Raw genomic sequence first — 10,492 nt, 5'->3', positions numbered from 1 at the left:
TTTTTTAATAATTCCGCATGAAAAAAGGAAGCCCGAAAGCTTCCTGCTTGCCGCAATCGATACCCGCCGCTTCCGCGATCCGGCGGACGCAGCGGCATAATCCGTTCAATACAGCACTTCCCGCAAGCCGGCATGCGCCAGAAATCTGCGGAACGCCCGCTGGCCTTCCTCCGTCCGCTTGTAAACGCCGGCATCCTCCAGCACGCGCAAAATTTGTCTCCCGTCGCCGACCGCGTCGCGCGCAGCGCTTCTTCGGGCGACAGCGCCGTCCCCCATTCGGCTACAAGCGCCGCGATCCAGTCCGCATGCGCGTGAAGCGGATGCGCCGCATCCCGCACCTCGGACTCGTTCCAGACGGCGGAGCCGGACAAATAAGCGGCGATCTGCTCGAGCTGCGACTTCAGCCTTCCGGGCAGCACCGCCAGCCCCATCACTTCGATTAGCCCGATGTTTTCCTTTTTCACGTGATGCAGCTCGCGATGCGGATGGAAAATGCCGTCGGGATGCTCCTCGCTCGTCCGGTTGTTGCGGAGCACCAGATCGATCTCATATTCGCCGTTGTCGCGGAGACGCACGATCGGCGTAATCGTGTTATGGGGCGTTCTCGCGCCGTTCCGCTCCGTATAGGCGAGAATGTCCGCTTCCGCGTCGCTGTAACCTCGCCATGCGTCCAGCAGACGGGAGGCCGCTTCCAACGCTTGCTCCCGGTTCGTACCGGCGACGCGCACGACCGACATCGGCCATTTGACGATGCCGTACCGCACGTCAGGCAAGTCCGGATGGGCGAATAGCGCTTCGACAGGCGCCTCTTCCATCGGAAACGTATGGCGCCCGGCTTGAAAATGGTCATGGTTCAGAATCGATCCGCCGACGATCGGCAAGTCCGCATTCGAGCCGATGAAGTAATGCGGGAACTGCTCCACGAAATCGAGCAGTCTCTCGAACGTCGCGCTGGAAATTTGCATCGGCACATGCTCCGAATGGAACACGATGCTGTGCTCGTTATAGTATACATACGGCGAATATTGGAAAAACCATTGCTCGCCGCCAAGCGTTACCGGCAGCACCCGCAAGTTTTGCCGTGCCGGATGGTCGGCGCGGCCCGCATAGCCGACATTGTCCGCACAGAGCAGACATTTCGGATAGCGGCTCGGCGGCAGCGACTTCAGCATGGCAATTTCTTTCGGGTCCTTCTCCGGTTTCGACAAATTGATCGTAATTTCAAGCTTGCCGTACGGCGTTTCGTGCAACCAGTATTCGTTCTTCCGGATCCGGTCCATCCGGATATAGTTCGCGTCGATATTCAGCCGGTAGAAAGCGTCGGTCGCCGCCATCAGCCCTTCCGTTTCGGCACGGCGCCGAAAAGCGGCGGCCGTTTCGGACGGGCGGGGCATGAGCAGCCCCATGATGCGGGCATCGAGCAAGTCGCGGTACGTCGTCGTATTGTCCGGAATCAAGCCGATCGAGTAGCCGTAATCGAGCAGCGGCTCCAGCAGCGGGAGCGGACTGTCCAGCCGTTCCTCCGGCAATTCCCCTTCGTAAGGAACGTCGAAGCCGAACAGATGGAGCAGCGCGTTGCGCGCATACGGCTCGTCAAGCGGCTCCGTCATCCCGCGCTGCCGCGCGAACCGGACGAGGCGCTCGATCAGGACAAGCGCTTCCTCCGCATTCGGAGGCGCCGCATAAGTTGTCATGATGCATCGCTCCTTAGTTGCCGTTGTATCCGTTCGGATGTGCCTGATGCCATTGCCATGCGCTGCGGATAATGTCTTCCAGCCGTTCCCGCTTCGGCTGCCAGCCGAGTTCGCGGCGGGCGCGCTCCGAAGAAGCGACGAGCACTGCGGGATCGCCGGCGCGGCGCGGCTCCGTGACGACCTTGATGTCGCGCCCTGTCACGTTGCGGGCAATTTCGATCACTTGCTTGACCGAGAAGCCGTTGCCGCTGCCAAGATTGTAGACGGCGCTGTCCCCGCCGCCGCGCAGCCGTTCCACCGCCAGCACATGGGCGTCCGCCAAATCGCTGACATGGATGTAGTCGCGGATGCATGTGCCGTCCGGCGTATCGTAATCGTCGCCGAACACCGAAATATGCGGACGTTTGCCGGCGGCCGCCTGCAGCACGATCGGCACCAGATGCGTTTCCGGATTGTGGTCTTCGCCGATCCGGCCGCTTTCATGCGCCCCCGCCGCGTTGAAGTAGCGGAGCGAAACGTATTTGATGCCGTGCGCGATATCGAACCATTTCATCATTTTCTCCATGGCCAACTTCGTCTCGCCATAGGCGTTCGTCGGCAACGTCCGGTCGAGCTCATCGATCGGCACCCGTTCCGGTTCCCCGTAGGTTGCCGCGGTGGACGAGAAGACGATCCGCTTGACGCCGTGCCGGTTCATGCCTTCCAGCAGGCAGAGCGTTCCGTATACATTATTATGGTAATATTTCCCTGGGTCCTTCATGCTTTCGCCGACCAGCGAATTGGCCGCAAAGTGAATAACCGCGTCGATTTCGTTTTCGCCGAACACTTGGTCGACGACGTCGCGGTCCCGCAAATCGCCGACATACAATTTGCCGCCGAGCACCGCCTCCCGGTGTCCCTGCTCCAGATTGTCCAGCACGACGACGTCCTCGCCGCGCTCCAGCAGCGCAGCCACCGCATGCGAGCCGATATATCCCGCTCCTCCCGTTACCAATACAGCCATGTTAAACCCCTCCTGTCGTTTTTCGCCCTATCGTCCGACTATCCCCCGCTGCCGGTTACGACAGCTCCTCTACGCCGTTGCCGATGCTGCAGACGTAAAATTCCGCCGTCAAGCCGGTCGCTTCGTTATATTTTCGCCCGACCTCTTCCTTGAACCGTTCGATGCTGTCCTCATGCACAAGCGATACGGTGCAGCCGCCGAAGCCGGCGCCGGTCATCCGCGAGCCGAGCACGCCCGGCACCGAGCGGGCCGCGTCGACCATCGCATCGAGCTCGGGACCCGTCACTTCGTACAGATCGCGGAGCGAATCGTGGGAACCGTTCATAAGCCGGCCGAAAGCTTCAAGATCGTTCGCTTTCAGCACCTCGATCGATTGAAGCACCCGGTCGATTTCCTCGACGACGTGTCGCGCCCGCGCGCGCACAGTATCGTCGGCGATCAGGTGCGCGCTTGCGTTGAATTCGGAGAGCGACAGCTGGCCGAGCAGCGTCAGATTCGGATAGGCCCGCCGCAGCGCTTCCACGGCCTGCTCGCACTGGCTGCGGCGTTCGTTGTATTTGGAATCGACCAGTCCCCGGCGTTTGTTCGTATTGCCGATGACCAGCTTGTAGCTGCCCGAGCGGAACGGAACATGCTCGTATTCCAGCGTGTCGCACATCAGCAAAATGGCGTGATCCCGCTTGCCGTTCGCGACGGCGAACTGGTCCATAATGCCGCACTTGACGCCATTGAATTCATTTTCCGACTTTTGCGCCAGCTTGGCGATTTCGACCGTATCGGTATCGTATCCTTCCATGCGCAGCAGGCCGTAAGCCGTTACCACCTCGATCGAGGCGGACGACGAAAGCCCCGCGCCGTTCGGGATTTCCCCGTGATACAGCATGTCGTAGCCGCTGCCGAACGTGTAGCCCCGGCTTTGCAGCTCCCGCACGATGCCTTTCGGATAGTTCATCCAATCGTCCGCTTCGTCATAGACGATCGGCTCCAGCGGCAGCTTTTTCTTCAGCTCGAAATTGGTCGAAGCGAGGGCCAACTGCCTGTCGTCCCGTTTGCGGATGAGCAGCGTCGTCCCGAACGTAAGCGCGGCGGGAAAGACGTAGCCTCCGTTATAATCGGTATGCTCGCCGATCAGGTTGACCCTGCCGGGCGCATGAAATACGCGAACGCTTTCGGCATCGCCGCCGTAAAGCTGCACGAATTGTTCCTTCAACGCTTGAATGTTCGCCATACGGTCATCACGATCCTTTTCATCGGATTATGGTCTGATAGTCTCAGTATAGTCGATATCCGGCGGCGGCGAAATGGCGGAAAGTGCTCCTTGCATGGAGAAATGTGACTTCTTGCGAATGGGTATCGTCAAAATATGCTACACTGATAGAAACGAAAGTACTGCAATGATGGCGATTTATTGCCGCTGCTGCCATATCGTTCAAGGAGGAATCGCAATGGCGGAACCGTACTTTTATCGGGTGGCATCGAATCCCGTTTCGATCGATTACGGCGAACTGAATGTGCTGTTTGCCGGCGAAAGCCAGACGCGGCCGGGACATCGGATCGGACCGAGAGTGTACGACTTTTACCTGATGCATCATGTTCTGTCGGGCAAAGGCTCGTTTCAGTGCGGGGATGACGTCTATACGGTCGAGGCCGGCCAAACGTTCCTGATCGAGCCGGAACGGCTGGTCCGTTATGCGGCGGACGATGATGAGCCGTGGCATTACCGCTGGGTCGCGTTTGCCGGAGAGCGGGCCGCCGCGCTGCCCGCCTCCGCCGGCTTGTCGGCCGCCCGGCCGATCGCCGATACAGGCGGAAACCGCCGTGTCCCCGTCCTGTACCGCCGCATACTGGAAACGTTCCGGAACGCCGGCGCGTTCGCGCATCTTCGCGCGGCCGGCTATCTCCACCTGCTGTTCGCCGAATACGGCGAAGCCCGCAAGAACGGCCGCGAGACGCTCCGCCAAGGAAAGGAAAGCGAACGGCTGACGCAGCAAATTATCCACTACCTGTCCACCCAGTATGCGGAGCCCGTCACAATCGAAAGCATGGCCGAATCGCTAGGCTACAACCGCGCCTATCTGTCCCGCCTGTTCAAGGCGCATACGGGCATGACGCCGATGTCGTTCCTGCTGCGGCTGCGCATCGACAAAGCCCGCCAATTGCTGCGCGACCGTTCCGAACTGACGATCGAGCAGGTCGCCTCGTCGGCCGGTTTTCGCGACCCGCTGTACTTCTCGAAGCAGTTCCGGCGCGTCTACGGCCAGTCGCCAACCGCTTACCGCGACTCGCTGCGCGAAGACGACGTCTAGCGCGGCTCGGCGGGCGGCCGGGCTGCGGGGCATGGCGCTGGCCGACCGCGCATTTCGACATAGAAGGATGAAATGGTGTGGTCATGACTCTCCGGCATGATCCGTACGGAACGGAACGATACCGTTTCAAACGGATCTCGGATGTTTAAATATATGGAACAAATATCCGAAGGAGATGGTGCATATGAGTCATGAAACGCCTGATACGGCAGTTCACGCCAACCATGTGAGCGGGAACGGCGGTCTGTGGAAAGGAATGCTGATCGGGGGCATCATCGGCGCCGCGGCCGCTTTGCTGTTCGCCCCGAAGCCGGGGCGAGAGCTGCGCAAAGACTTGCGCGAAAAGTCGATGGAGGCGGCCGATTACGCCAAGCGTCAAGCCGCAACGCTCGCCGATCAGGCCAAAACAGCCGCTCAGGCTGCCGGACGCCAGGCTTCGGCGCTGACTTCCAAAATGCAAGAGCTAGCCGTTCGCGCGAAGCAGCAGACGGCGGACGAAGTTGCCGCGGCGGCGGAGGCCGCCGGTCAAGCTATCCGTCACGCCGGACAGGCGGCGGATAATCTTACAGATCAAGCCGCAGCGGCGGCGGAAACCATTTCGCTGCATGCCGAAGCGGCCGCCGGCGAGGTCGCCAAGAACAAGGAGGAAAAAAGCTGAAAAGTTTGCCGGAGGAAAACGGACAACGGATAATGAAACGGCTAAAGCCAAAAAAACGGCTCAAATAGAACGGTCTAACCCGGACACAACGGGAAAGGAGTTGATCGTATATGATCCGCTATCATGCCGGAGACATCGACGGCGAACGGTCATGCGCCCGTACGGCCGGACAAGCCGGCCGCAGGCATATGTCCGTCGATCAAGCCCGCAACGGCTCGATGGTCCAGGACTTGCAGGATATGAAGCGGCTCGGCCACGATATGAAACGGATCAAAACGAACAGCGAACTAAAAGCCGAAGGAATGATTCCCGATCCGATTCAGGAGTGACGGCGCCGACGCTTGAAAGCCGGAACCGGGACCGGTTCCGGCTAATGCCGCAAGCCCGGTCTCGCTTTCCGTTCATGAAGGAAGCGGGACACGCACTAGGGACTGGCTGTCCCCGCTCCGTCTCCGGAACTTCCCGGCTCCGCTTGCCTATATAATTTGTTCCGCGCCGCAGCGGCGAAATACCGCTTCGGCGTCGCCTCCCGGGCTCAAGTCGGGCCCGCCCGAGCCGTCGTCAGCGCCTTCCGATTCGGCGACGACGACGGCAGCGCCGTTCTTCAATGCGTCCCGGCACGCCTTAGCCTCGTTATCGTTCAAACCGAGCGACTGCAGCACGACTTCGTAGCGATCCTCGTCGCCGAAGAGAACGCTTGCGATGGCGAATCCCCCCGCTCCTGCGGAATATGGCCCCCCGCTTACCTGCGTGCCGCTGCCGACCGCGCCCGGAACCGCCCATATCCCTATTCCGTCGCCGTATGGCCAGGCGCGTTCCGGACCGTCCTCCGCCAATTCCTCCATCTCATCCGCGTCGATATCCGTCTCCGACTCGATCCGCCGCGATCGTTCCGCATCTTTGACCAGCACCTTGATCTCATTCTTGTCGAATCCTTCTGCCTGAAGCGCTTCGACAGCGTCAATCGCCGATTGCGTTTTGCCGAATATCCCGATAGTCCGTTTCATGTTTCAACCGCCTCCTTCCGTTGTTGGTATGCCCCAAATTATGGGTGGCAATTCCGGTCGACACCGTATAGGCCATAGATCTCGAAATGTTTAACATCCCCAAAATGCTCCGTTTCCGTTTCAGCGGTTTACGCGCCGGTTAAATATAGGTTAAGCGTGTGCGGGTTATGCGTGTATAGGTTAAGCGTAAAATGCAGGACTGAGCCAGCAAAGGGTCGAAATGGTATAGGCAGCAACCTCGATCCTTTAACGATACTGATTCAGGAGTGGAATATTTATGAAGCAACCTGATAAATTCAGCATGCGAACCGAAACGCAGGAAGGCCGATGCATCGTCTATATGGGCGGCGAGCTCGATCTGGAATCGGCGGCGCAAATGCGCGCCGCCATGGCCCCTCTCGTCGAGTTGACGGACCGCGAGCTCGTCCTTAATTTGCGGGACCTGGAGTATATCGACAGCACGGGCATCGGCATCCTGGTATCCGTCGTAAAGGCGAGGCACGCGAACGAAGCGCCCTTCACCGTCGAAGCGATTCCTCCGGGAATTCGCAAGCTGTTCGACATGACCGGCATCACACCTTTTTTGATCACGAGCCAGCAGACATGAGCCAAGAAAGGATCGAAAGCGCAATGAAAGCGAATGGCGAAATCGTAACGCTTCAAGTACCGGCCGAAGCGGAATATATCGATCTGGTTCGACTGACCCTGTACGGCATCGCTTCGAAGATCGGATTTTCTTATGAAGAAATCGAAGATATGAAAGTGGCGGTGTCGGAGGCGTGCAATAACGTCGTGCTCCATGCCTACAGCGATGCTCCGAACGGCCGGGCTTCCGAAAGAAATCCCGGACATCGGATGGAGATACGATTTATCAGGCTGAACGATGCCCTGTCTATTATTGTAAAAGATGAAGGACGCAGCTTTGATGCGGATGCCGCTGCACGAAAGGCTGAGCCGCTGCACGGCAAGTCTGTCGGCGAGCTGGAAGCCGGAGGCCTGGGACTTTATCTTATGCAGGCGTTAATGGATCAAGTGGAGGTGCATAGCGAGACAGGTACCGAAGTCGTCATGACCAAACGCCTGGCCAAAAGTGGGGAATTGGCATGAACATGGAACCGGCAAGACAAAAGCCGTCAAACGGCACGGCTTTAATTATGGAATACCAGCGCAATCCTTCGAACGAGCTGGCCGCCAGATTGATCGAACAATACGAACCGATGGTCCGGATGGCGGCGGGGAAAATCGCACGCAACAGGCCGGATCTGTACGAGGATCTGTATCAGACCGGCCAGATGGCGCTTTTGCGTCTGTTTGCCCAATTTGACGTATCGATCGGCATGCAGTTCGAGCCGTACGCCATGAAGAGCATCATCGGCCATATGAAAAATTATTTGCGCGACAAATCGTGGTACATCCAGGTGCCAAGGAGGATCAAAGAGAAAGGGATCGCCGCCCAGCAAACGATCGACGAATTGACCGTCCGGTTGGAGCGATCGCCCAAAGTGGAGGAAATTGCAGAGGCGATGGAGCTGTCTGTCGAAGAAACGCTGGAAATTTTGGGCGGCCGGGATTTGTATCATTACGTCTCCCTCGACACGCCCATATCCGAAGAAGACAGCCCGACCACGTTCGGAGAACTTATCGGCTCTCCCGACAACGATTACGACCAGGTGGACAAACGGATCGATCTGCAGACCGCCATGGCGCAATTGAAGCCGGAGGAGCGGCAGGTGCTGCAGCTCGTATTCGGCGAAGACTTGTCCCAACGTCTGATCGCCGACCGGCTCGGCGTGTCGCAAATGAGCATTTCCCGCATTCAGCGGCGGGCCATCGACAAACTAAAGCGTTTGCTTGCCGGCCAGAACGCCGCAAATTGATCTTACGCCCGTTTCGCGCTCCGATATCTTTCGCGTGCTCCGTTCTATTGCATGCTGCGGTTCTTTCTTATGTTCGGTTCTTTCGCTGCTCCAGCTAAAGCCACCGTCGGGCAAAGCGCCAATCCGCACGGAGATCGGCCGCTTCGCCTGACCCCCGCTGCCGGAAACGCCGGCACGCTCATTTGACCGTAATCCAGACCAGACACCTGTCATCGGGACGCTCCGGGCGAATTTCCTCGAAGAACGCCGACTGCCAGGCTTCGGGAAAACGGAGCACGTCTTCCCCCAGCCGGTCCAGCATCGTCGCAAACCGGTTCTCCTCCGGCCCGTCCACGGCCTCCAGCAAACCGTCGGTCATCAGCACCAGCCGATCGCCGGGATGAATGTCCATCGTCTGTTTCTCGATCGCGATGTCCTCGAACAGCCCGATCGCCGCGCTGCCGCCGCTCAGCAATCCGGCCTGCCGCCCTTCCCGCAGCAGAAGTCCCGGAGGATGGCCGGCATTGACGTATTCGACCGACCCTTTTCCCACATCCACAACCATATAGATCGCGGTAAAATAATATTGAATCAGCTGATCGTCAAATTTCAACTGCAGCGCCCGCCGGTTCATTTCGCGGATGACAAGCTCCGGCTCCGCCAGCTTCAGCATCGCATCCTTCAGCAAGGACGCGATGAACATGCAGACGAGCGAAGAGGAGATGCCGTGCCCCATCGCGTCGATCACGGCTACGCCGTACCGGTCTTCGCCAATCCGGTGCCACGCGTACAAATCTCCGGACAGCTCTTCCGACGGTTGGTAGACCGCATCGATCGAGATGCGCTCTTCCTCCACCGGCGAAGGCAGGACGGCAGCCTGCACGCTCCGGGCGAGCCGCAGCTCTTCCCTCAATCGGCTGTCCCGTTCTTTGCGCCAATCCTTCTCCTGCTTCAGGCGAAGCGCGGAGCGGATGCGCGCGAGCAGTTCGATCCGGTTGATCGGCTTCGTCACATAATCGCTTGCCCCGGCATCCAGCGCTTCCGCCAGCTTCTTCGAATCTCCCCAGGCGGTCACGATAATAATCGGGATGTCGCGCAGCCGCTCGTGCCGCTGGATCACCCGGCATGCGGCAATACCGTCGATTCGCGGCATCATCATATCGAGCAGAATAAGATCGATGCCGGGGTCGGCTCCTCCGCTTCCGGGCATCTCGTCGCCGCGCTCGTCCAGGCCGAGCATGCCGAACAGCTCCATCGCCGAGGAGGCCGCCCGTACATCCTGGTATCCGGCCCGCTTCAGCATTTCGTGCACGACCGTAATATTCATGGCATTATCGTCAACAACTACGATTCGCATCGTTCATCTCCTTAACGGCGAAGCAGGCGGACGGTTTGGACGGCCACATCGAGCCAGTCTAGCCATCCCGGAGGCGGCGCGGCCTGACGATTCCGCAGCGCATGGCGGTCCGTCCCAAGACCGGGGGAACCGGGCATCGCGGAAGCCGGATCGCTTCGGGACGCTCCGCCGCCGGCAATGCCCGACCGTTCCCCTGGCGCGGCCTTCGCCTCCATGCGCGCGGCGGCCTTGTCGGCCTTCGTCTTCAGCAGGGATGCCCAGCCGGCGGAAACTTCATGCGCCGCAGCCGTAATTTCCCGCAATGTCTCGCCCACATTGCGGAAGGATGACATTAGCGGGTCGACCGCATCCAATTGCCGGCCAGCCCGTTCGGTCAACCCGCTTAGGCTGGAAACCAGCTTCTCCACATCGTCCTTCCATATCCGAACCGCATCCTGCACTTCCCGCAGCGCTTCGCTCGCCCTTTCCAGCGATGTCCGGGCTTGGCGCAGCGTTTGTACGAAAGCGGCTGTCAGCACGGCGACCGACAAGGCGATAATCAAAACGGCAATTTCGAGCAGCATACCAATCCTCCTTCGGGGCTTTACGATCATATCCGCGATATGATCATT

11 protein-coding genes and 1 pseudogene are annotated in these 10,492 nt (G+C 59.3%); 6 read left to right on the top strand and 6 right to left on the bottom strand.

What is annotated here, in order from left to right:
• Positions 1 to 105: 105 nt before the first annotated feature.
• The 3 genes and pseudogenes from PACILC2_RS24345 to PACILC2_RS24335 all read right to left on the bottom strand — a co-directional run bounded on the left by PACILC2_RS24345 (position 106) and on the right by PACILC2_RS24335 (position 3,925).
• Positions 106 to 1,694, bottom strand: a pseudogene (locus PACILC2_RS24345) (UDP-glucose--hexose-1-phosphate uridylyltransferase).
• 13 nt (positions 1,695 to 1,707) lie between these two features.
• Positions 1,708 to 2,697, bottom strand: a complete 990-nt coding sequence (gene galE / locus PACILC2_RS24340; RefSeq protein ID WP_062491105.1) for a UDP-glucose 4-epimerase GalE — start codon at positions 2,695 to 2,697, stop codon at positions 1,708 to 1,710.
• 55 nt (positions 2,698 to 2,752) lie between these two features.
• Positions 2,753 to 3,925, bottom strand: a complete 1,173-nt coding sequence (locus PACILC2_RS24335) for a galactokinase (protein WP_213531454.1) — start codon at positions 3,923 to 3,925, stop codon at positions 2,753 to 2,755.
• A gap of 217 nt (positions 3,926 to 4,142) precedes the next feature.
• Between PACILC2_RS24335 and PACILC2_RS24330 the strand changes: the two genes are divergently transcribed.
• The 3 genes from PACILC2_RS24330 (at position 4,143) to PACILC2_RS24320 (ending at position 5,990) form a co-directional block, all read left to right on the top strand.
• Entirely contained in the window at positions 4,143 to 5,003 is an 861-nt protein-coding gene (locus PACILC2_RS24330; protein ID WP_062491102.1) for an AraC family transcriptional regulator, read from the top strand.
• A 184-nt stretch (positions 5,004 to 5,187) separates the two neighbouring features.
• The gene (locus PACILC2_RS24325; protein ID WP_213531452.1) at positions 5,188 to 5,661 is read left to right on the top strand and encodes a YtxH domain-containing protein; all 474 of its coding nucleotides are present in this window, start codon (positions 5,188 to 5,190) and stop codon (positions 5,659 to 5,661) included.
• A gap of 110 nt (positions 5,662 to 5,771) precedes the next feature.
• Positions 5,772 to 5,990, top strand: a complete 219-nt coding sequence (locus PACILC2_RS24320; protein WP_062491098.1) for a hypothetical protein — start codon at positions 5,772 to 5,774, stop codon at positions 5,988 to 5,990.
• A 147-nt stretch (positions 5,991 to 6,137) separates the two neighbouring features.
• Here the strand turns inward: PACILC2_RS24320 and PACILC2_RS24315 are convergent, their stop codons facing one another.
• The gene (locus tag PACILC2_RS24315) at positions 6,138 to 6,668 is read right to left on the bottom strand and encodes a general stress protein (RefSeq protein ID WP_213531450.1); all 531 of its coding nucleotides are present in this window, start codon (positions 6,666 to 6,668) and stop codon (positions 6,138 to 6,140) included.
• A 277-nt stretch (positions 6,669 to 6,945) separates the two neighbouring features.
• Between PACILC2_RS24315 and PACILC2_RS24310 the strand changes: the two genes are divergently transcribed.
• The 3 genes from PACILC2_RS24310 to PACILC2_RS24300 are packed head-to-tail and all read left to right on the top strand — an operon-like array spanning position 6,946 to position 8,545.
• Complete coding sequence (locus PACILC2_RS24310) at positions 6,946 to 7,275, top strand: STAS domain-containing protein (RefSeq protein WP_062491094.1); 330 nt, start codon at positions 6,946 to 6,948, stop codon at positions 7,273 to 7,275.
• A 23-nt stretch (positions 7,276 to 7,298) separates the two neighbouring features.
• Positions 7,299 to 7,775: an anti-sigma B factor RsbW gene (rsbW, locus tag PACILC2_RS24305; RefSeq protein WP_062491092.1), complete on the top strand. Its 477-nt coding sequence runs from the start codon at positions 7,299 to 7,301 to the stop codon at positions 7,773 to 7,775.
• A complete protein-coding gene (locus PACILC2_RS24300) occupies positions 7,772 to 8,545 on the top strand; it encodes a sigma-70 family RNA polymerase sigma factor (RefSeq protein ID WP_062491090.1) in 774 nt (257 codons plus the stop codon). The genes rsbW and PACILC2_RS24300 overlap by 4 nt, the downstream gene beginning before the upstream one ends.
• A 178-nt stretch (positions 8,546 to 8,723) precedes the next feature.
• Here the strand turns inward: PACILC2_RS24300 and PACILC2_RS24295 are convergent, their stop codons facing one another.
• The gene (locus tag PACILC2_RS24295) at positions 8,724 to 9,881 is read right to left on the bottom strand and encodes a PP2C family protein-serine/threonine phosphatase (protein WP_062491088.1); all 1,158 of its coding nucleotides are present in this window, start codon (positions 9,879 to 9,881) and stop codon (positions 8,724 to 8,726) included.
• 11 nt (positions 9,882 to 9,892) lie between these two features.
• The gene (locus tag PACILC2_RS24290; protein ID WP_062491086.1) at positions 9,893 to 10,444 is read right to left on the bottom strand and encodes a DUF948 domain-containing protein; all 552 of its coding nucleotides are present in this window, start codon (positions 10,442 to 10,444) and stop codon (positions 9,893 to 9,895) included.
• Positions 10,445 to 10,492 lie beyond the last annotated feature (48 nt).

Source organism: Paenibacillus cisolokensis, from assembly GCF_018403665.1.
GTDB classification, from domain to species: domain Bacteria; phylum Bacillota; class Bacilli; order Paenibacillales; family Paenibacillaceae; genus Paenibacillus_AH; species Paenibacillus_AH cisolokensis.
This window is presented reverse-complemented; position numbering and strand designations above follow the sequence as displayed.

Excerpts from the sequence above, each read along its gene's own strand:
- PACILC2_RS24290 (WP_062491086.1), bottom strand. The coding sequence starts at position 10,444 with ATGCTGCTCGAAATTGCCGTTTTGATTATCGCCTTGTCGGTCGCCGTG.
- galE (WP_062491105.1), bottom strand. The coding sequence starts at position 2,697 with ATGGCTGTATTGGTAACGGGAGGAGCGGGATATATCGGCTCGCATGCG.
- PACILC2_RS24320 (WP_062491098.1), top strand. The coding sequence starts at position 5,772 with ATGATCCGCTATCATGCCGGAGACATCGACGGCGAACGGTCATGCGCC.
- PACILC2_RS24335 (WP_213531454.1), bottom strand. The coding sequence starts at position 3,925 with ATGGCGAACATTCAAGCGTTGAAGGAACAATTCGTGCAGCTTTACGGC.
- PACILC2_RS24295 (WP_062491088.1), bottom strand. The coding sequence starts at position 9,881 with ATGCGAATCGTAGTTGTTGACGATAATGCCATGAATATTACGGTCGTG.
- PACILC2_RS24300 (WP_062491090.1), top strand. The coding sequence starts at position 7,772 with ATGAACATGGAACCGGCAAGACAAAAGCCGTCAAACGGCACGGCTTTA.
- PACILC2_RS24310 (WP_062491094.1), top strand. The coding sequence starts at position 6,946 with ATGAAGCAACCTGATAAATTCAGCATGCGAACCGAAACGCAGGAAGGC.
- rsbW (WP_062491092.1), top strand. The coding sequence starts at position 7,299 with ATGAAAGCGAATGGCGAAATCGTAACGCTTCAAGTACCGGCCGAAGCG.
- PACILC2_RS24330 (WP_062491102.1), top strand. The coding sequence starts at position 4,143 with ATGGCGGAACCGTACTTTTATCGGGTGGCATCGAATCCCGTTTCGATC.
- PACILC2_RS24325 (WP_213531452.1), top strand. The coding sequence starts at position 5,188 with ATGAGTCATGAAACGCCTGATACGGCAGTTCACGCCAACCATGTGAGC.
- PACILC2_RS24315 (WP_213531450.1), bottom strand. The coding sequence starts at position 6,668 with ATGAAACGGACTATCGGGATATTCGGCAAAACGCAATCGGCGATTGAC.